The following is an 18,863-nucleotide window of genomic DNA, read 5'->3' on the forward strand; positions in this document are numbered from 1 at the left end:
AATGATCTGGTAGGAGTCGCTGCCCAACACGATCCGCCTGGGTGCCGGAGTCGTGTCCACGCTGCCGATGATGATCGTCGCCATCTTGGCCGGGTCCCCCGGAGATAGATGGGTTTGATCGGCGAGCATGCCGCGGACGAACGCGGCTGGTGTGCCGGCGTAGGCGTCCAGCGCCGGGGCGAGCTGGGCACTGCCGTGTCGGAAGCCGGTGCGGGCGCCGCCCGGCTCGATGATGGTGACGCCGATGTTGAAGGGGGCCAGCTCGGCCATCAGTGCCTCGCTGAAACCCTCGATGCCCCACTTGCTGGCGTGATACATCGACCCGCCGGGAAGGGCGGCCTGCCCGCCGAACGTGGAGATCTGGATGATACGGGCGTGCTGCTGCGCGCGAAGGTGCGGCAGTGCGCTGCGCACGACCTGGATTGAGCCCAGCAGGTTGGTGCCGATCTCGTGGACGACCTGCTCGTCAGTGAACTCCTCGGCCGCCCCAAACAGGCCATAGCCCGCGTTGTTGATGACGACGTCGATCGTGCCGAAGGCGCTGAATGCCGCGTCGACGACCGTGCGAATCTCGGAGGTGTCCGTGACGTCCAGGTGGGCGGACCAGAAACGGTCGCCGTACTTGTCCGTGAGGTCGCGCACCGAGCCGAGGTTGCGGACCGTTCCGGCTACCCGGTCGCCACACTCGAGTAGCTGTTCGGTCATCTCGCGGCCGAATCCGCTGTTGACGCCCGTGATGAACCATGCGCGCTGTGCCATGAGTTGTCTCCCTGTCGAATGGAGGCGGTTCGCCTTCTCATCCGGCAGCATCGGCCTGGTTCAGCGGGGGTAGCCATACTCCCGTCGAGGGGTGCCCCGCTGGGGGCAGGCTAGGACGTGCGCGCGGGCCTACCGTCGTGGTGTGAGCGTGAACAGCATCGGTGAGTACCTGCGGGCCCGCCGGGAACTGGTCCGACCGGACGAGGTCGGCATCCCCGACAGCGGGCGGCGCCGCGTTGCCGGCCTCCGCCGTGACGAGCTCGCTCTGCTGGCCGGCATCAGCACCGAGTACTACACCCGACTGGAACAGGGCAGCGATCACCACCCGTCCGCGCAGGTCCTCGACGCGATCGCCCGCGCGCTGCGCCTGGACACCGACGCCACCGCCCACCTGCACGAGCTGGCCACCCCGACCACCGCCCGTCGGCGACGGGCCCGCCGATCCGAACAAGTCAGTCCCAGCGTGCGACAACTGCTCAACTCCTGGCCCGCCAACCCCGCCTTCGTCCAGGGCCGCTTCCTGGACGTGTTGGCGGCGAACCCGCTGATGACGGCTCTATCGCCGATGTACACACCCGGCCACAACATCCTCCGCGCGGCATTCCTCGACTCCGCGGTGAGCGACCTCTTCTGCGACCCCGAGGTCAGGCTGGAGAACGTGGTCTCCGCTCTGCGGGCCTCGGTCGGCCCCGACGTCGATGACCCGCAGCTCACCGACCTCATCGGCGAGCTCTCCCTCAAGAGCGCTGACTTTCGTCGACTGTGGGCACGTCACGACGTCAAACCCCACGTCGGCACCGGTGTCCACCGAATGCAACACCCTCAGGTCGGTGAGCTGGAACTGCACTACGACAAGTTCCACCTCGCCGGCGCCGACCGCCAGATGCTGACGGTCTATCAAGCTGAACCGGGTAGCCGCTCCGCCGAAGCACTGACACTGTTGGCCACGATCGCAGCCGATCAGCAACACCGCCCCGTCGGACGCGCCACCGACATAGATGCCGACAGCGCCAGCCCGACGCAAGAGACCTAACCACCAGTCCTCCCCAGGCGGCGAGCACATCCAGTCAATCAACGCGAAATGCTTCCGGCCTACCAGACGATCAAAGCAAGGACTCCAGGCAGCCGGGGTTTAGGTCGGCTGCCTCCGCCTTCGACGCCGTCTCGCTCGGCGCCGGACGAGTGGCTAACGTCAAGAGGTGCCGACACATGCTGTCGGTCTCCTCGTGACGGGTGAAGGAGCGTGGTGTGGGCGCCGATCACGCAGACCAGGCGGGCTACGCCGAGTTTGCCGCCCAGATGCACGACGTGTTCCGATGCACGTGGAGGCGCCTCGGGTCGGTGCGACGGGGTGCGAGCGCCACCGTCCTGCCGGACGCCTGTGCGGATGTGGTTGTCGATCAGTCGGGGAGTGCGGTCCTGGTGGGACCCACGATGATCCCTCATCGGCATGAACTCGATGCATCGACCTCGTTGCGGGGGCTCCGTCTGCAGCCCTGGGCGATCCCGCTGCTGTTCCGAACCACCGCGAGCGACCTGCGTGACCAGGTGATCTCGCTGGAGGATCTGCTCGGGAGCCGAATGGCCCGGGCGGTGGCCGAGGCCGTGTGGCATGGCCGCGTGCCGGCGTGCTGGCGCGCGGTGGACACGTCGCCGTGGCAGATCGACCTGGTCAAGGGGCTGCTGACTGCCCCGAGCAGCCTGGTCGAGCACACGGGACGCCGCATCGGGGTCTCGGAGAGGCAGGCGCGTCGCACGACGCGGCAGCTGACCGGTCTGTCGCCCCGCGAGTTGGCGCAGGTCGGTCGCCTGCACCGGGTGCTGCCCCTGTTGGACCGCGAAGACCACCCGCTCGCCACGGCTGCCGTTGAGGCGGGATTCACCGACCAGGCGCACATGACTCATGCGCTCAAGCGTCTGACTGGGGCGACTCCGCACCGCCTGCGCGAGGAGCGGGGTGACCCCGCTAGCTGGCATGGGGATCGCGTGTTGCGCGAGGTAACGGACCTGATCACGGCCGGCTGAGCCTCCACTTCACTCCGTCGCCTGTGGCCGATTGGTACAAGAGTCGTGCGTGCCAGGCGGGGCAAGGTATGGAGTCATGAGCACCGACCTTCAGGCAGCGAAGCAGTTCGTCTACGCCAACGCCCGGCTGCTCGACCGACGCCGGCTTGAGCATCTGCTGGGCGAGGCGTCGGCCGACGTCGTCGTAGAGGTTCTGCGGACCTACCAGAACCCGGACGGCGGCTTCGGGCACGCACTGGAGCCGGACATGAGAGCACCCGGCAGCGAGCCGTCCGCAGCCCTGTTGGCTCTCGAGACGTTGCTCCAGGTCGATGTCACCGACCACCCGGTCATCGAGGCCGCAGCGGACTGGATCGCCACCGCCTCGTCACCGGAAGGCACCCTGCCTCAGATGAGCGCGTCCGGCGCCGGGTATCCACACGCTCCGTTCATCAACCCGGGTGGGCCCACGTTCTTGACCTTCGCCCTGGCCGGGGCGCTGTGGGCAACGACGGTGCGACCGGCGTGGCTGGAGCGCGCTACTGCCTGGTGCTGGCAGGAACTCGAGCAGGCGGAGCGCCCCCACACCTACACGGTGGTGTTCGCGCTGCGGTTCCTCGACGCCGTACCCGACCACGACCGTGCGTGCGCCGCCATCGAGCGTCTCAAACCGCTTCTGGACGCGGACGGCTGCATCCCGGTCCCGGGAGGGATCGAAGGCGAGCGGGTCACCCCACTCGACCTCTCACCGCAACCAGGAACCCGGAGCCGGGGTCTGTTCAGCACCGAGCAGATCGCCGCTGACCTAGACCGACTCGAGACCGACCAGCTCGACGACGGAGCCTGGGACTTCGACTGGCTGCACTGGTCACCGGGACAGGCGCTCGACTGGCGCGGCAGCATCACCGTCAGCACCCTCCAGCGCCTCCACGACCATGACCGCGTTCAGGTCGCCCCGACCGCCTGAGACACGACGCTGACAGAGACGAGGAGACCTCCATGTCGCATCACCACCACGCCATCGACTATGTCGAGCTCCCGGCGCCACGCCAGGAGATGGCCCGATCCTTCTACACCCAAGCCTTCGGCTGGCAGTTCAACGACTACGGACCCGAGTACACCGGCATCCGTGGCCCGGACCCCGAGGGACCCGAAGCTGGAGGACTGGCCACAGACGGTCCGACGCAACCCCTGGTCCTGATCTACTCCGACGACCTCGACGACACCCTCCGCGCCGTCCTCGCCGCAGGCGGAACCGTCCTGGTCGAGCCCTACGACTTCCCGGGTGGACGTCGCTTCCACTTCACCGACCCCTGCGGCAACGAGCTGGGCGTATGGGGACCGGCCCCCCACCCGAACGCGCACCACTGACCGCCCAGAACCAGGAGAACTGGCCACTCATGAGCGAGATCATCAACTCGACCTACCTCACCCTCGACGGCGTCATCGAGCACCCCGAGACCTGGCCCGAGATGGGCGGCTTCGGTCCCGAGGGCAACAAGATCCAGACCGACCTCGTCCTCGGATCCTCCGCCGTGATCATGGGCAGACACACCTACGACGGCTTCGCAGCGGTCTGGCCGACCATGTCGGGGAACCCGCTGGCCGACAAGATGAACGCGATGCCCAAGTACGTCGCGTCCACCACGCTTACCTCACCGACCTGGAACAACACTCACCTGATCACCGGTGATGTCGTGGAGTACGTCACCCAACTGCGGAACGAGGCAGAGGGCAACGTGGTGCAGTTCGGCTTCGGTGCCCTAACCCAGGTATTGCTGTCCGCAGGCCTCCTGAACCGCCTCCGGCTCTGGCTGCATCCGATCCTCCTCGGCCGGGGCGGTCCCGCGGACCTCCTGTATAGAGAGCTCCCCACCACCAAGTGCACCCTCGATCGATGCACGCCCTTGGAGTCGGGGATCGTCATCCTCGACTACCGCGTGACCGCCGCTGGCTGACACCCCGAGGGCCGTGATCGCACCCGCCCGGCCCACTAGCCTGAGTCTGCCGCGCCACCCATTCACGTTCCGGAGGAGTGACGATGGACCTGACGCCGTACGCCCGGAAGCTGGTGCTGCCGTTAGGCTTCGTGCCACCGAGGGTGCTGCGGTACGACGACGTCGTCGCGCGTGCGATCACTCGGGACGATGTCGCCGAGGACGTGCTCGGCATCAATGCGAGCCTCGATTTGATTCGCGAGACCCGCGGCGGTTCATGGCCCACAGAGGCCGTGACCGAGGAAGAGATTATCGTCGATGAGTACTGGCACGAGTGCGAGTTCCGCGACAACAAGTCCTTCAGCTTCATCCTCCGAGCAGATGGTCTTGGCTATGTCGGCTGCGCCTACCTCTACCCGATGGGAGTGAGACAGCCCTTGACGCCAGACCTGGCCCAGCACGACGTCGACGTCAGCTGGTGGGTCACGCCGAAGGCCCACCAGGCCGGCTACTACGCCAAGGTGCACGAAGCGCTGCAACAGTGGGCGACCGAGGACTACCCATTCCAGCGGCCCCACTACTCCAACGCGCGGATGCCCTGAGCGGCAACCGCGTCGCATAGGTGTACTTGGCTGAGGAGTTCGCGTCAGTCGGCTGATCGGGGGAAGTCCTCCCATGCCTGTGTGGCGGCGTCGCGAGCCGACGGGACTCGAGTGAGAAGCCTGGGGACGAGTCGCCCGGCCGGCGGAACAGCGCAGGGAGTCGAAGTCCCAGCCGCCGTCGTCGAGCTGCTCTCGCTCGAGGAAAACTTCACAGGATCCCCATCCGCGTTATCTCGATAAGAGATTGAAGTACTGGAACAGTACCGAAGTCTCTTGGATCGCCGCAAGCGGCATACCATCGTGGGATGCCGGCCTGGAACGGGTACAGCCGCTTCTGCTCGCTCGCCCGCGCCCTCGACCTCGTCGGGGAACGCTGGACCCTGGTGATCGTCCAGGAGCTGCTGCACGCCCCCCGCCGCTACACCGAACTGCGCTCGCGGCTACCCGGGATCGGGTCGAACGTGCTGGCCGAACGGCTTCGCCGCCTCGAGTCCCACGCGATCGTCGAGCGTGTCCCGGCGCCGTGGGTGCAGGTGTCCTCTACCGCCTCACCGACCGGGGACGGCGCCTCGGCCCCGCCCTGGCCGAGTTCCGCCAGTGGGGCCTGGACGAGCTCCTGCCACCCGCCGCCGACGGTGACACACCTGCCGCCGAGTACGACCTGTCCTACGCGGTACCCGCAGACCTGCCGCTGGCCGAGGCCTACGAGTGGCACCTCGACAGCGACGTCTACTCGCTGCGGATCGACCGCACCCGCCTGACGGTCGAAACCGGCTCCACACCCGACCCCGCCCTGGTCCTGCGCACCACGCGGGCGTTCATGCACCGCTGGGTCGCCGGAGAAACAACCTGGGACCGCGGCCGCCGCGACGGCCACGTCGAGGTGACCGGACCCGCCGACGCATGGGACCGCATGCTGCTGGCCACCGCCTACCCAGGCCGACCCGCCAATCTGCTCACCCGACTACGGGCGCAGCCCACCCCAACAGCGCAAGCACCGCCCGCGAGCACGCCAGCCCACCGAAGCCACCCGCCCAGCGGATAGCGTCGCGACCTACGACGCCCGAACGTCCTCGAGAGCCAATCTCAAACGGCGAGCCCGGGCTCGCCAGCGAGCGAGAGTTCGGCGCTCAGTCGCCGACCTGAGCCCCAGACGTCCACGATCGAGCACGATGGCCGCGACCCGGCGCGGCCGGTGAAGCATGCGGACCGAACACCTGACTGAAAGATCCACTGCGCAAGTAAGCGTTCACACGGGCGCACGCCAAGATTTCAGTGCCCAGCTAACAGCGCCGCACGACTGAAACCTTCAGGTGCGGTTGACAAGTACTCTGAACCGACGCCGAACAGTTCAGTAGCGTGCCCTACTTTTCAGTCAACGCTTCAGTTCGGAACCGATGATTTCAGTAGCGCTGCGCTGGCGGCCGTGGCGTTCGCCTGCGCGCAGATCGGAAAGCCGTACGTGTGGGGTGGCAACGGCGACCCCGGGTTCGACTGCTGCTGCGCCAGGACGCGACGCTGAGGCGCCGCCGTTGCGCACCTGGTACGCGGGCATCGGGACCTGCCTGCCGTACCTGGCGACGCACGTCATGGGCTCACCCGGCCATTGGCGGATGTTCCCGACCCGGGCCAACGGGCAGCCGGCATCCGTCGTCTACTACCGGGACGGGCGGCCGGTACCTGCCGTACGGGGTTCGTCGTGCTCACCGCGGGGCGTCGGCGGCGTCACGGCGATCACCGCCTTTGGCGACCCCGGCCTCGTCACCGCGTTCGGCTTCCCGGCGTCGGTGCCGGCGCGCGCAGGGGCCGGGGACCGGGTCCGCATCAGGGACTGACCTCGGCGTCCGTGGCCGCGACGGGCCCGGGCAGCACGTCGGTGGAGTCCGCGCGGATGGGCTGGTCGCAGTGCTCCCAGCGCGGGGCGGCGGGGGCGACGTGGCCGCACGGCCGGTGCCGGTACAGGACGGGGGGCCTTCATCGTGCCGCGTGAGGCGGTCAGGCGGGGGCGGGGACGCCTTCGAGGACGATGACCGGGAAGACGCGGTCGGTGTTCTTCTCGTATTCGGAGGCGCCGTCGGAGACCAGGCCGTAGAGCCGGTCGCGCTCCTCGCCCGCCGTGACGACGGCCCGGGCCGGGAAGGACCCTTCGCCGAGTTCCACCGTCACCGACGGGTTGGCCCGCAGGTTGTGGAACCAGGCCGGATGCCTCGGGGCGCCCGCCTTGGAGGCCATCACGAATACCCGTCCGTCGCCGTCGACCGCGAACCCGAGCGGCACGGTCGCCGGCCGTCCGGTCCGCGCCCCGGTCGTGGTCAGGAGCAGGATCGGGAACGGCGGCTGGCTGACCACGCCGTGGTTGGCGCGGAACTCGCTGATGACGCCCTGGTTGTAGGCCAGGAACTCCTCGTCGGATGGCACGGACGGCACTACACCTCCAGAGTATCTCGAAGAAATTGACCGTACTACGAGCGAGTCTCTCCAAGCAACTGACATATGCTGCAAGGGTGCCGCCGCGAACCTCGTTCGAGACCATCGACTGCTCGATCGCCCGCACCATGGCCGTGCTGGGCGAGCCGTGGACCGCCCTGATCCTGCGTGACCTGTTCATCGGAGTCACCCGGTTCGATGCCCTGAACGCCCATCTCGGCGTCTCCCGCAAGGTCCTCACCCTGCGCCTCAGCCGGCTGCTCGACGACGAAATCGTGGTCAAGCGCGCCTACGCCCACCGGCCGGAGCGGTTCGACTACATCCTGACCGCCAAGGGATGGCAGCTGTGCGACATCCTGCTCGCCATCAGCGCCTGGGGAGACCAGTGGACGACATCAGACGCCGGACCGCCCGCCCTGCTCCACCACCGCCGGTGCAACCACCTCACAACCGCCGAAATCCGCTGCTCTCACTGCGGCGAGCCGCTACACGCCGCGGACACCGAGGTCACACCGCTGCGGTGATCATTGGGGGGGTGTCGCAGCTTCCTGAAAACTGGATCTGGTCGAGTAGCCGGGGGCATCCCAGCCCCCGGCCCTCGCAGATCCGGGCGTGAAGTAGACTCGCCCGGCTCCTGCTGCACATCACGAGCGGTGCCCGATTGGTCGCCGATTGTCGTGGCTCCTCCCTGGATGGTTGGCCCGAACCGTCGGCGTCCGCACCGCCCTACGGGGCGGTCAGTACCGCAGCGCCCAGTGCGCGAACAGGCCAGGGGACCGTTCCCGGACTCCCCCGAGCCACGCCCACGCCCTGCGGTCGCTACGTTTCAGTCGTTTGTATTTCCTCTTTGCCCAGCGCATGAGATGGCGATCGATGCGCACACCGATGGGGATCACCACAGACGGGTAGAACATGGTGAAATATTCCAGCCAGCCCCCATATCCACCGGGTTTGGGCTGGTGGTCGCTCTTGAGGGGCTTTACCGCGCTGGTTCCTCTCGTCCACCTTCCCGCCTCGCTTGCGGGACCCGCATCATCCGGTAGTGCTGACACGTCCCCGCGTTGTCGGGGCTGCTGTCCACCCTTGCCGGCGTCTCCCGGCTCAGGCTGCCCCCTGCTTCAACCATTCCGCTGCGACGAAATGATGACGAAGGTCTTTCTCCCCCGTCCGGTTGATTGCGCCTCGTGGCGCTCGATATCCCACGACCACACCTCGCTGGGACCGTGGGCGACCAGCTCGGGGCGGACGCGGGGTGGATGGATGGCCTGGCGGCGGCGTTCGGACACCTGGCCGGCGGCTCGCGCGATCCGGTACATCGTCGACATCGAGCACCAGTAGCGGCCGTCGTCGAGCTCCCGGGCCCAGACCTGGGGGATCGCGAGATCGGCGTAGGCCGGGCTGGCCAGCAGCTGAAGGACCCGGGCCCGTTCGGACCCGCTCAGCGCGGCGGGCGGCGGGGTGCGTGGCAGCCAGGGGCCGTGTCGCCGGCCCGCGCCGGCGGCATGCCGATAGTGGCTGGCCCGCGAGATACCCGTCAGCACACACGAGGTCCGGACCGCGATCCCCGCCGCTCGCAGCTCGGTGAACGCGCCGGTCAGGACCTCGTCGGTGGATCGTCGCGTTCCGCGCTCTCGGAGATCTCCTCCAAGAGCGCGCGCGCTTTGCCCATGATGTCCAACGCCATCCGCGTTCTCGCCAGCTCGGACGTCAGCTTCTCGTTCTGCCGGCGGAGTTTCTCCAGCTCGACCTGCTCGGCTGACTTCCTGGGCCGGTCCGACGGCGCCGCGCCAGCGCGGGTCAGCCCGCCGGCGTCCCGAGCCAGGGTCCACTCGATGATGTGCGACGAATACAAACCTTCCCGGCGCAGGATCGCGCCTTTCTCGCCGTTCGCCGCGTTCTCGTACTCCGCGACGATCGCCAGCTTGTACTCGACGCTGAACGTCCGCCGCGACGGCCGCGGCGCTGAATCACCAGGACCCGGCGACCGCGCCGGCCGGTCAGGCGAGGTGGACACGACCATGAGGATCTCCCATCCCGCCCTCGATCAGGAACCCCACACTCGCACGGGGTGTCTCACATCAGCCTGGCAAAGAGGGCTGCGTGCCGATGGTCGACGCTCCCCATGAAGGCGCCGACGTCCGCGTCGAACCGTTTCCCACGATGGTGGGCGCACGATGGGGATTCGACCTCTACCTGGGAGCGAGTACGCCGGTCGCCGGGTAGCAGTGCGCAGCATGAACACCGCCGGGTCGGCACTGTCAGCACCCGGGCTGATCATCATGCGAGGTGCCGAGAGCGCGGGCAGGGCCCGGTTCGTTGGTGCAGTGATCGATCGCCGGAGCCTTGACCTCAAGTTCGGTTGAACTCCTAGTCTCCCACGCAAGCCCCCGTGGAGGAGGAGATCATGGGTCGAATCGAGATGCGGCCGGTGCTAGACAACGACCAGGTGGCACACGCCGCGGCCGAGGCTGCCGTGGCACGTCTCGCGGCCGACTTGCAGGAGGGCTTGGACGACGCCGACGCCGACACCTACGATCGGTCCTTCGCCGCGGACGTGCTGTGGGGCAGCCCCTACGGCGCCACCCTGACTGGCTTCGACACGTTGATCGGCGTGCATCGTCGACTTATGGAAGCCGGGACCGCGCCGCCCTCAGAATTCCAGGTCGTCGCGGTGCGCGCCCCGGCGCCCGGTGTCGCGATCGCGCAGATCCGTCGGCGAGCACGCGATGGCGACGGGTTCTCCGAGATGGCCCTGTACACCCTGGTCGAGCGGGACGGCCGGTGGTGGCTGGCCGCCGCGCAGAACACTCCGATCGTCGAGGCACCGGCGTGATCGCGACTACCCCAGAAGTCAGGAGATGGGTCAAATGGCACGCACGGCCTCTGTCGCTCGATCCCGCGGGTCCGCCGCTTGACCTGCCCCAGTCCCTGTCAAGGGCGCGAGTGGTGGGTCTGGCCTCGTCAGTGCGCTCGGCCAGGGAGTTGGTTGCCGCGACACACGTCCTGCTGCGCGCGCTCGTCGAGCAGGCCGGCTTCCGCGCGGTGGCCGTCGGAGCCAGGAGACCGGTGCGGCGCTTGACCGGTTTGTCCGAAACCGGCGGGGGCGACGCTGCCGCTCTGCTCGCCGCCAGCCAAAGCTTCCTGCGGGTCCACGAGGCGCTGCGCGTCGTCCGGTGGCTACGCGCGTGGACCCGCGAGTATCCCGACGATCCCGCTGTCGGTCGTGGCCGGCGCGCGGCGCTTTCCGGGTGTCATGTGTCAGCGAGACTCTGTAGATCATCGGTCGCGGACTCGGTCGTTTCTCAGGCGTCAGGTATACGTCGAGCCCGCCGGTGCCGAAGGCGGCGGGCTGGGCCAGTGCTTCCTTGCCCCAGGCAGCGGCCTGCGCGGTTCCGTTTCGTCGCGGCGCAGGCCGCGCCCCGGATCCCTGGACGATCGAGGTGGGTGCGGCCCCCCGCGGCGCACCCACCTCTACCTTCGCGGCCGGGTCGGGCCCGCCGGTGCGTATCACCCGTACCGCGGGCGGGGACGATTCCCGCCTGCGGCCGGCCCGGTGGTGGCGTCGTAAGTGGGTGGGCGGGTCAGGTTTCGGGGTGGGGACGGGCGGTGCGGACGAGCCAGGCGAGGCCGAGGCCGGCGAGGAGGGCGGTGGGCTGGTGGGGCGGCAGGAGTAGCGCGACTGCGGCGGTGAGCCCGAGTAGCAGGCAGGCGACTCGTGGCGCCGCCCGGCGCCGCCAGCTGGTGACGGCGAGGGCGGCGAAACCGGCCGCGCCGATCAGCATCTTGGGGAGGTGGGCCACGAGTACGAAGGCGCCCGGGTGGTCCCACTGGGCGTCGGTGGCCAGCCGGGTGGCCTCCACGCCGAAGGTCGCCACCCCCCAGGCGACGGCGGCGATGGACAGGCAGGCGGCGGCGGCGGTGAGCAGCGCCCAGCGGGGTAGCCGGGTGTGCGCGGCGAGGGCGGGCAGAGCCAGGGCGACGACGGCGAAACCTAGCGCCATGAGCATGTTGGCGGTGACACAGAGCGGGCTGCGTACCGCTTCCCGGCCGGTGAGGTCGGACAGCAGGGCGAAGCTGGAGATGTAGGCGGCGGCGCCGACCGCGCCGATCAGGCCGCCCGCGACGACGGCGACCTGGGCGGCCTGGGCGCGTGCGGCGGTGGACGGGGCGTGAGTGGCGGCCATGGTCATGGTGTCCTCCGAAATCGTCGGTCGTTCGGACCTGGTCGGCTGTCGGGATGCGCCGCCGCTCTGGTTGGCAGCAGCCTGCGTGCTGATGTGGCTCGACCCGGCTCCGGTCCGGAGGGAAGACCGTGTCGAGCGTTCGGCGTGGGTGGTCGTCTGCCGTTGTTCCACTTGGGTGTCAACGGATTGCGGGGTCGGAGCCGGTGGCCGGGTGTGGCAGGCTCGGCGTGCCCACATCTGTGACGCGATGTCCTCGGACGTAGACGGCGCGGATGCGGTGCAACGCCGCGGGGTCGGTCAGGGGGTTGCCGTCGACGGCGAGGATGTCGGCGTCGTAGCCGGGCGTGAGCCGGCCCTTGCGATGGCCGAGGCGGCAGACGGCGGCGGCGTGAGAGGTGACGGCGCGCAGCGCCTGGGCGGGAGTCGCACCGATCTCGGTGAGCTGGCCGACGGCCCAGCGCAGCACGTCAGGTGGCTTGAGCAGGCCAATGCCGGCGTCGGTTCCGACGGTGATCGGCGCTCCGGACTCATAGAGCCGGCGGGCGTTCGCGATCAAGGCCGGCAGGCGGGCGGCTATCGCGGGCGGCATCGTCGCTCCGGGAACCGGAGCTACCCCCCGGGTGATGCCGAGCATGATGCGCCGGTCGGCGATCGTCGCGACCAGTTCGTCGGGGGGCGGGTCCACGCCGTGGGCGGTCATGAAGGTGACGTGCTCGAGGCCGTCGACGCCGGCCGCGACCGCGTCGGCGACGGCCTGGGTGCCGTGGGCGTGGGCCGTGATCGGCAGGCTGTGGCGGTGGGCCTCCTCGACGGCGGCCCGCAGATCGTCCGGTCCGAACTGCGCTAGCTCGGGCCGGCTGCCAGGGGTCAGGTTTCCGCCACTTGCCATGATCTTGATGACGTCGACGCCGGCCTCGGCGTGCGCCCGGACGGCTGCGCGTATCCCGTCGACGCCGGTCGCCGCGCCGCCGAGGTAGTGGCAGTGCCCGCCGGGCGTGGTGATGGGTGGTCCGGCGGCGACGATGGTCGGCAGCGACGAGTCGGAGCTGGCGGCGGCACGCAGGGCGAGGCTGAGGTAGCCGCGGTCACCGAGGTCGCGCACCGTGGTCACCCCGCCGCGGGCGGCGCGCCGGGCGGCGGCGGCCATCGCTACGAGGGCGGCGGCGTCGTCGCGGCGGGCGAGGTTGCCGACCGGGTCCTCGCTCGCGTCGAAGGCCAGGTGAACGTGGGTGTCGATCAAACCGGGCAGCAGCGTAGCGCCGGCGAGGTCGACGACCGTGGCCCCGTCGAGCCGGTGGACCCCGTCGGGCGCGCCGGTCCCCGCGTCGACCGCGACGATCGTTGCGCCGTCGAGGACGACCGTCGGATCGGCGGTCAGGGTCGAACTGGTCCCGTCATACAGCCAGGCGGCGCGCAGGACGGTGAGCCTGTCGCGCTCGGTAGCGGTTGTGGTCATGCCCGGCAGCATGCGGCCGCCACCCGTCCGGCCGCGTCCAGGCAATTACTCAGTCGCGGTACTTATCTCCTGCCACGGCTGGCCGGCGGCGACCCAGGCGGCGATCTGAGCCCGGTTGGTGAACCCGAGCTTGCCGAGGATGTTCTGGACGTGATTTTCCGCGGTCCGTGCGGTGATGTGAGCGGCCGCCGCGATCTGGCGGCTGGTGAGCCCTTGGGCTGCAAACCTGCGCCTGCGCTCCCCGGACACCCATGTTTCTGGCAGCCTGTCGGCATGATCACGGGGGCAGGCCGGTCCGACACGCAGCCCAAGGCTGGAAACCGGGTGGACTACTTTATTTCCTACACCGGCGCGGACCTGGCCTGGGCGGAATGGATCGCCTGGCAGCTGGAGGCGACCGGCCACACCACCCTGATCCAAGCCTGGGACTTCGGCCCTGGCGCGCACTTCGTCACCGAGATGCACCGGGCCTCCCAGGCGGCGGAACGGACGATAGCCGTGTTGTCGACCGCCTACCAGCGGTCCGACCACGCCGAAGCGGAGTGGCAGGCCGCCTGGGGCGCCGACCCGTCCGGGGAGATGCGGCGCCTTCTGGTCTTCCGTGTCGAAGACTGCGACCGACCTGGGCTGCTGCGCCAGCTGGTCACCGTCGACCTATTCGGCCTCGACCACGATGCGGCCCGGGACCAGCTACTGGCGGCCACGGCCAACCAGCGGAGGAAACCAGCGAAGTCGCCTGCGTTCCCTGCCATCTCCACGGAGCCGGGCGGCAGCGTGGCACCGCCGAGGTTCCCCTCGTCCCGTCCACCCGGCGCGGTCCGGGTAGGCGACGCCGACCCGCGCCGGTTGGGAGTCCATCCGGCGATCAGCGTGGCTGGGGTTCCCGACGACGCTCCACCGGAGTACGTGCTGCGTGACGTCGACACTGCCGAGTTCGGGGTGCGGGCCCGGCTGCGGGCCGCGGCCGGGCGGGGCGGGTTCGTGCTGCTGGTCGGCGGGTCGTCAGTGGGCAAGACCCGCTGCGCCTACGAGGCCCTCGGGGCGCTGCCGGCGGACTGGTGGCTGGTCCATCCCGCCGGCCCGAGGGAGGTGGCCGCCCTGGTTGGCCGGGTGCCGGGCCGGACGGTGGTATGGCTGGACGAGATCCAGCGCCACCTCGACGGCGAGAACGGCCTGACCGGCGGGACGGTGCGGGCGCTGCTCGCCGCCCCCGGCCCGGTGGTAATCGTGGGCACACTGTGGCCGGGTCGGTACGCCACCTACACCGCCCTACCTTCGGGCGGCGCGGACCCCCGGGCACGAGAGCGGGAAGTGCTCGACCTGGCCGACGTGGTCCGCGTCGCCCCAGACTTCAGCGCGGCCGAGCAGACCCGCGCCGAGAAGGCGGCGGCAGGGGATCGCCGACTGCGAGTGGCGTTGGACTCGCGCGGCTACGGGCTGACGCAGACATTGGCCGCCGCCCCCCATCTGGTCGCCCGCTGGGACGACGCCAAAACCGCCCACCCGTATGCATGGGCGGTGCTGACCGCGGCGCTGGACGCGGCCCGGCTCGGCGCCCTCCGCGCGCCGCTGCCCGCGGACCTGCTACGCCGAGCGGCCGTGGACTACTGCACTCCCCGCCAGCAGGCCGAAGCCCCCGCCGGCTGGTTCGAACAGGCCCTGGACTACGCCACCCGCACACTGCATGGGGCGACCGCCGCCCTGACACCGGTCGCCTCCGGCAGTATGGGCCAGGTCGCCGGCTACACCGTCGCCGACTACCTCTTCCAACACGTCACCGCGGTTCGCCGTTTCGACCGTGTCCCGGCTAGCACCTGGAGCGCCCTCGTCGAGCACGTCAATGACGCCGCCGACTGCACCCGACTTGCCGACAGCGCCTTGGCCAGGCTGCTTTACGGCATCGCCATCCCTCTCTACCGCGCCGCCGCCGACGCCGGCGACATTCATGCCTCCGCGCGGCTCGCCGACGTGCTGGCCGAACGCCGCGACCTCGACGGGCTACGCCGCCGAGCCGACACCGGTGATTCTTTCGCCGCACATACGTTGGATCGGCTCTTTGTCGACGACCTAGTCGAACGCGGCGATCTTGACGAGCTGCGTCGCCGGCCCCACCTCGACCTTGGGTATGCCATGCGGCGGCTCGCCGACGTGCTGGCCGAACGCGGCGACCTCGACGAGCTACGCCGCCGAGCCGACACCGGCGATCCTTTCGCGGCCCAACAGCTCACTGACGTGCTGGCCGAGGAGGACTTCGACGAGCTGTGCCGCCAAGCCCGCAGCGGCAACAATCCCTACGCCGCCATGAGCCTCGCCAAGATTAACATCGACCACTACGACCGTTACGACGACGACACACTGCGAGCTTTCATCGAAGGCATGGGCGACGGGCATGCCTTATTGCTACTAAGACGGCGGACGATCAACCGCATCGACGACCTCGACGAACTGCGTCGCTGGACCGACGACGGCAATACCTATGCCGCCCAGCGGCTCGCCGATGTGCTGGCCGAGCGCGGGGACCTCGACGAGCTGCGTCGCTGGGTCGACGCCGGCTATCTCTATGTCGGCGAGAGGCTGGCCAGCCTGCTGGCTAAACGCGGTGGGAGCGTCGAAGCCGACCGGCTGCGGCGGTTCGGCTTCAACCCTGACGGCTCGATCGCTTCCGGCTCCCAGTAGCCAACTAAACACCGGTCGCGCAGCCAGTCGATGACCCGAGCGACGGCCCGGCCGGTTCCCACGCACACAACCCGCCGATCCACCACCCCGACCACATAGCCCTACCCACACCGCCCCCGGGGCCACCACGGCCCCGGGGGCGGTGTCGTACCACCCGCCGATCAGGCGCCCGCCGGGCCGCACCCGGCCCCACTTCCGCACCGACCACACCCGCGCCCGACGGCCGCACCCCCGACGACCCCTACCGCACCACCCACCCAGCCCGACGCAGGTGCGCGGGTCGCGCCCGCCCGGCCCGCGGACGGGGCCGCCAAACGGCTCCCCACGGCCCCAGGCAGCCCCCGGCACCCCCAAACCGCACCGATTACAAGTGGGGCGGATTGTGGATACGAACCCTCAGGTTCGGGAAGTGCCGCCGACCTGCCGGCGGCCATCCGAGACTGCCCGCTGGCAGCCAGTGGGTGCCCGATGACGGCTGTTACGGAACGTGGTAGACCGATATGGGACGCGATAACCATGAGTGAGCGGCGTCTATCAGCTGCCAGCGGGCAGATCCAGATCCCGTTCTCACTTGCAAAGCCAAGGATGGCGGCCGTCGGGCACAGCGCTGTTCCTGCCGAGAATGCGATCCGCCCTGCTCAGGCGGTCGCAGTCGCGGCTGCCGGCTGTGGGCCCTTCCAGCGCCCGGTCCTCGCTCCTCGCGTCGGTGGCTGCGCGAGGATGCCGGTTCGTGCTGGTTCGACTGACCTACCTCGGTGTCACGAACGCGTTCGCGCTGCTATGCCTGCTGCCCCGCAGTGATCGCGACAAGGACATCGAGATCCTCACGCTGCGCCACCAGATCGCGGTACTCCAACGTCAGCTCGACGGCCAACGGATCCAGTTCCAGCCCGCCGAGCGCGCCCTGCTGGCGGCGCTCCCGCACACATTGCCGCGGCCAACCCTTGGCCGCCTGCGACTCCTGGTGCGCCCGGACACCGTGCTGCGCTGGCACCGCGACCTGATCGCGCGCCATCACGCCGCCGCCGCCCGTCCCAAGCGGCGCGGCCGTCCCCGCACCGTGAGCTCGATCCGCGCCCTGGTGCTGCGCCTGGCCCGGGAGAACAACAGCTGGGGCTACCGGCGGATACACGGAGAACTGCTGGTCCTCGGCATCAAGGTCGCCCCGTCCACGGTCTGGGAGATCCTGCACGCCGCAGGCATCGACCCCGCACCCGACCGCACTGCGACCACCTGGGCCGACTTCCTACGCTCCCAGGCCCACGGCCTGCTCGCCGCCGACTTCCTCGAGACCGTGACCCTGACCGGGACGCGTCTCTACATCCTCGCCGTGATCGAACACGCCACCCGCCGCATCCGGGTCCTCGGCGCCACCGCGCACCCCACCGCCGCGTGGGTCACCCAGGCCGCCCGCAACCTCGCCATGGACCTCCACGACGCCGGGATGACCGCCCGCTACCTCATCCGCGACCGAGACAGCAAATACCCGGCGATGTTCGACGCGATCCTCGCCGACGCCAGGATCACAGTCGTACGCAGCAGTGTCCGAGCCCCACGCATGAACGCGATCATGGAACGGTGGGTAGGAACCTGCCGCCGGGAGCTCCTCGACCGCACCTTGATCTGGAACCAGTGCCACCTCCTGCACGCGCTCCGCGAATACGAGGCGCACTACAACGGACACCGGCCACACCAGGGCATCGCCGATGCCCGGCCACTCCAACCGCTGCCCGAACCGGTCACCGACCCGGACCGGCTCGCCCACCTAGACATCCGCAGACGCGACCGCCTCGCCGGCATCCTGCACGAATACGAACACGCCGCCTGACAGCCCGGACGCATTTTTCGGCAGGAACAGGCTTGTCGGGACAGCGAGTCACCGTCCGTGCGGCGCGACCCGCCCGAGTCTGAAGGCCGCCCGATTCGACGGGTGGCCCACCTCGCGAGATTCGCCTGATGTTCCAGCCGCCTCGTGTCCGGTCACCTGGAGGCGGCGTATTCGGACGGCGCGGCCGAGCTGGCCCGGCGGGCGGTCCGGCCCCGTGCCGCCAACCGGCCGCCGGGGCCGGTCCGCCTGGGCGACCGTCGGTCGAGGTGCGGGGCGAATGCCCGGGCGTCCAGCGCCTCGCGCACCGGCGCCATCCGGGGGCCGCCTTGGCCGACCATCAGGAACAGCCAGCCGACGAGGAGCAGCAGCTCGGCCTCAGTGAGCCGGGGACCGTACCCGGCCGGTCGGACGACCGGCGACCTCGTGGCGGTGACGATGCCCGTCCCGTCCATGGCGAACAGGACGAGGTTGCGCCCAGGCAGCGAGCCCGGCCCGCCAGCGGTCACGAAGCCGCACTGCCAGACCAGCCAGGTCGGGACCGACCAGCTGGCGCGGTGGCCGGAGGCAAGGACGACCAGCGGCTGCCCGTCGCCGACCAGGATGTCCGCGAGCGGCGCCCCCGACTCGACGTCCCGGACGACCAGGCATCCGACACGGCGCTCGACGGTCAGCGCGCCGGCCAGCGGCACGGTCACGTCGTCGCCGGCCGCCCAGGCCGAGCGTAGGCCGGCGATGACCGCCGGGTCCGTGTCGAGCACGTACTGGTTGCCGGCCCGGTCCCACGCGAAGGCGGGCCGGGCCGCCAGGCTCGCCGCGAAAATGTCGACCATCTGCGCCGCCCTCCTCGGTGTCGTGGATCTCAGGAGAGCGCCCGGTACTCACCGCCCGATCACCACGGGCGTTGATTTCCCGGTGACCACAGGCCGGCGCGGGCGGCCGGGCCGGCCGGCGCGGCTCGGTCGAGCACTCGACCGACAAACGACGGCGTTG

At 69.7% G+C, this 18,863-nt stretch carries 22 protein-coding genes and 1 pseudogene; 14 read left to right on the forward strand and 9 right to left on the reverse strand.

The genetic code is table 11. The annotated features are described in order from the left end of the window. The coding region (locus QOZ89_RS36810; protein WP_312628508.1) for an SDR family oxidoreductase at positions 1-759 on the reverse strand (759 nt) is incomplete at its 3' end. 148 nt (positions 760-907) lie between these two features. Between QOZ89_RS36810 and QOZ89_RS36815 the strand changes: the two genes are divergently transcribed. From QOZ89_RS36815 to QOZ89_RS36850, 9 genes and pseudogenes are all read left to right on the forward strand, one after another. Continuing rightward, positions 908-1,792 carry a helix-turn-helix domain-containing protein gene (locus QOZ89_RS36815; RefSeq protein ID WP_312628510.1) on the forward strand — a complete coding sequence of 295 codons (885 nt, stop codon included), beginning with the start codon at positions 908-910 and terminating at the stop codon, positions 1,790-1,792. 215 nt (positions 1,793-2,007) lie between these two features. Next, positions 2,008-2,784 (forward strand): AraC family transcriptional regulator, encoded by a 777-nt coding sequence (locus QOZ89_RS36820; RefSeq protein WP_312628512.1) that lies wholly within the window; start codon positions 2,008-2,010, stop codon positions 2,782-2,784. A gap of 76 nt (positions 2,785-2,860) precedes the next feature. Next, entirely contained in the window at positions 2,861-3,730 is an 870-nt protein-coding gene (locus QOZ89_RS36825) for a hypothetical protein (RefSeq protein WP_312628514.1), read from the forward strand. A gap of 32 nt (positions 3,731-3,762) precedes the next feature. Beyond that, positions 3,763-4,134, forward strand: coding sequence for a VOC family protein (locus tag QOZ89_RS36830; protein ID WP_071049541.1), 372 nt, complete (start codon positions 3,763-3,765; stop codon positions 4,132-4,134). A 29-nt stretch (positions 4,135-4,163) separates the two neighbouring features. Continuing rightward, entirely contained in the window at positions 4,164-4,721 is a 558-nt protein-coding gene (locus QOZ89_RS36835) for a dihydrofolate reductase family protein (RefSeq protein ID WP_312628516.1), read from the forward strand. 83 nt (positions 4,722-4,804) lie between these two features. After that, positions 4,805-5,302: a GNAT family N-acetyltransferase gene (locus QOZ89_RS36840; RefSeq protein WP_071049539.1), complete on the forward strand. Its 498-nt coding sequence runs from the start codon at positions 4,805-4,807 to the stop codon at positions 5,300-5,302. A 305-nt stretch (positions 5,303-5,607) separates the two neighbouring features. Continuing rightward, positions 5,608-5,778, forward strand: a pseudogene (locus tag QOZ89_RS47825) (winged helix-turn-helix transcriptional regulator); the annotation flags it as partial. Between the two features lie 47 nt (positions 5,779-5,825). Continuing rightward, entirely contained in the window at positions 5,826-6,347 is a 522-nt protein-coding gene (locus tag QOZ89_RS36845; RefSeq protein WP_071049538.1) for a hypothetical protein, read from the forward strand. Positions 6,348-6,834: 487 nt separating this feature from the next. Further along, the gene (locus tag QOZ89_RS36850; RefSeq protein WP_312628519.1) at positions 6,835-7,137 is read left to right on the forward strand and encodes a sigma-70 family RNA polymerase sigma factor family protein; all 303 of its coding nucleotides are present in this window, start codon (positions 6,835-6,837) and stop codon (positions 7,135-7,137) included. 160 nt (positions 7,138-7,297) lie between these two features. On the opposite strand, the gene QOZ89_RS36855 is transcribed toward QOZ89_RS36850, so the two are convergent. Next, positions 7,298-7,729, reverse strand: a complete 432-nt coding sequence (locus tag QOZ89_RS36855; protein ID WP_071049535.1) for a nitroreductase/quinone reductase family protein — start codon at positions 7,727-7,729, stop codon at positions 7,298-7,300. A 77-nt stretch (positions 7,730-7,806) separates the two neighbouring features. Between QOZ89_RS36855 and QOZ89_RS36860 the strand changes: the two genes are divergently transcribed. Then, positions 7,807-8,253 (forward strand): winged helix-turn-helix transcriptional regulator, encoded by a 447-nt coding sequence (locus QOZ89_RS36860; protein WP_198543289.1) that lies wholly within the window; start codon positions 7,807-7,809, stop codon positions 8,251-8,253. 213 nt (positions 8,254-8,466) lie between these two features. Here the strand turns inward: QOZ89_RS36860 and QOZ89_RS36865 are convergent, their stop codons facing one another. The 3 genes from QOZ89_RS36865 to QOZ89_RS36875 form a co-directional block, all read right to left on the reverse strand. Then, positions 8,467-8,781 carry a group II intron maturase-specific domain-containing protein gene (locus QOZ89_RS36865; RefSeq protein ID WP_274536545.1) on the reverse strand — a complete coding sequence of 105 codons (315 nt, stop codon included), beginning with the start codon at positions 8,779-8,781 and terminating at the stop codon, positions 8,467-8,469. 66 nt (positions 8,782-8,847) lie between these two features. Continuing rightward, positions 8,848-9,270, reverse strand: coding sequence for a hypothetical protein (locus tag QOZ89_RS36870; protein WP_071049533.1), 423 nt, complete (start codon positions 9,268-9,270; stop codon positions 8,848-8,850). Positions 9,271-9,323: 53 nt separating this feature from the next. Further along, positions 9,324-9,749 carry a hypothetical protein gene (locus tag QOZ89_RS36875; RefSeq protein WP_312628525.1) on the reverse strand — a complete coding sequence of 142 codons (426 nt, stop codon included), beginning with the start codon at positions 9,747-9,749 and terminating at the stop codon, positions 9,324-9,326. 80 nt (positions 9,750-9,829) lie between these two features. On the opposite strand from QOZ89_RS36875, the gene QOZ89_RS36880 reads away from it, so the two are divergent. Further along, positions 9,830-9,952, forward strand: coding sequence for a hypothetical protein (locus QOZ89_RS36880; protein ID WP_274536544.1), 123 nt, complete (start codon positions 9,830-9,832; stop codon positions 9,950-9,952). 181 nt (positions 9,953-10,133) lie between these two features. After that, positions 10,134-10,562, forward strand: a complete 429-nt coding sequence (locus tag QOZ89_RS36885; protein WP_071049529.1) for an SgcJ/EcaC family oxidoreductase — start codon at positions 10,134-10,136, stop codon at positions 10,560-10,562. Between the two features lie 748 nt (positions 10,563-11,310). Here QOZ89_RS36885 and QOZ89_RS36890 read toward each other — a convergent pair. From QOZ89_RS36890 to QOZ89_RS36900, 3 genes are all read right to left on the reverse strand, one after another. After that, a complete protein-coding gene (locus tag QOZ89_RS36890; RefSeq protein ID WP_312628530.1) occupies positions 11,311-11,919 on the reverse strand; it encodes a hypothetical protein in 609 nt (202 codons plus the stop codon). A gap of 172 nt (positions 11,920-12,091) precedes the next feature. After that, entirely contained in the window at positions 12,092-13,369 is a 1,278-nt protein-coding gene (locus tag QOZ89_RS36895) for an amidohydrolase family protein (protein WP_312628532.1), read from the reverse strand. A 45-nt stretch (positions 13,370-13,414) separates the two neighbouring features. Beyond that, positions 13,415-13,618 carry a response regulator transcription factor gene (locus tag QOZ89_RS36900; protein WP_241842387.1) on the reverse strand — a complete coding sequence of 68 codons (204 nt, stop codon included), beginning with the start codon at positions 13,616-13,618 and terminating at the stop codon, positions 13,415-13,417. 75 nt (positions 13,619-13,693) lie between these two features. Here QOZ89_RS36900 and QOZ89_RS36905 point away from each other — a divergent pair, with 75 nt between their 5' ends. Both QOZ89_RS36905 and QOZ89_RS36910 read left to right on the forward strand, forming a co-directional pair. After that, positions 13,694-16,045 (forward strand): toll/interleukin-1 receptor domain-containing protein, encoded by a 2,352-nt coding sequence (locus tag QOZ89_RS36905; RefSeq protein ID WP_312628535.1) that lies wholly within the window; start codon positions 13,694-13,696, stop codon positions 16,043-16,045. A gap of 730 nt (positions 16,046-16,775) precedes the next feature. Continuing rightward, positions 16,776-17,873: an integrase core domain-containing protein gene (locus tag QOZ89_RS36910; protein WP_312628537.1), complete on the forward strand. Its 1,098-nt coding sequence runs from the start codon at positions 16,776-16,778 to the stop codon at positions 17,871-17,873. A gap of 152 nt (positions 17,874-18,025) precedes the next feature. Here the strand turns inward: QOZ89_RS36910 and QOZ89_RS36915 are convergent, their stop codons facing one another. Next, a complete protein-coding gene (locus QOZ89_RS36915) occupies positions 18,026-18,703 on the reverse strand; it encodes a hypothetical protein (RefSeq protein WP_312628539.1) in 678 nt (225 codons plus the stop codon). Positions 18,704-18,863 lie beyond the last annotated feature (160 nt).

Source organism: Pseudofrankia coriaricola (assembly GCF_032027725.1).
GTDB lineage: Bacteria > Actinomycetota > Actinomycetes > Frankiales > Frankiaceae > Pseudofrankia.

Excerpts from the sequence above, each read along its gene's own strand:
- QOZ89_RS36825 (WP_312628514.1), top strand. The coding sequence starts at position 2,861 with ATGAGCACCGACCTTCAGGCAGCGAAGCAGTTCGTCTACGCCAACGCC.
- QOZ89_RS36830 (WP_071049541.1), top strand. The coding sequence starts at position 3,763 with ATGTCGCATCACCACCACGCCATCGACTATGTCGAGCTCCCGGCGCCA.
- QOZ89_RS36835 (WP_312628516.1), top strand. The coding sequence starts at position 4,164 with ATGAGCGAGATCATCAACTCGACCTACCTCACCCTCGACGGCGTCATC.
- QOZ89_RS36840 (WP_071049539.1), top strand. The coding sequence starts at position 4,805 with ATGGACCTGACGCCGTACGCCCGGAAGCTGGTGCTGCCGTTAGGCTTC.
- QOZ89_RS36875 (WP_312628525.1), bottom strand. The coding sequence starts at position 9,749 with ATGGTCGTGTCCACCTCGCCTGACCGGCCGGCGCGGTCGCCGGGTCCT.
- QOZ89_RS36885 (WP_071049529.1), top strand. The coding sequence starts at position 10,134 with ATGGGTCGAATCGAGATGCGGCCGGTGCTAGACAACGACCAGGTGGCA.
- QOZ89_RS36890 (WP_312628530.1), bottom strand. The coding sequence starts at position 11,919 with ATGACCATGGCCGCCACTCACGCCCCGTCCACCGCCGCACGCGCCCAG.
- QOZ89_RS36895 (WP_312628532.1), bottom strand. The coding sequence starts at position 13,369 with ATGACCACAACCGCTACCGAGCGCGACAGGCTCACCGTCCTGCGCGCC.
- QOZ89_RS36915 (WP_312628539.1), bottom strand. The coding sequence starts at position 18,703 with ATGGTCGACATTTTCGCGGCGAGCCTGGCGGCCCGGCCCGCCTTCGCG.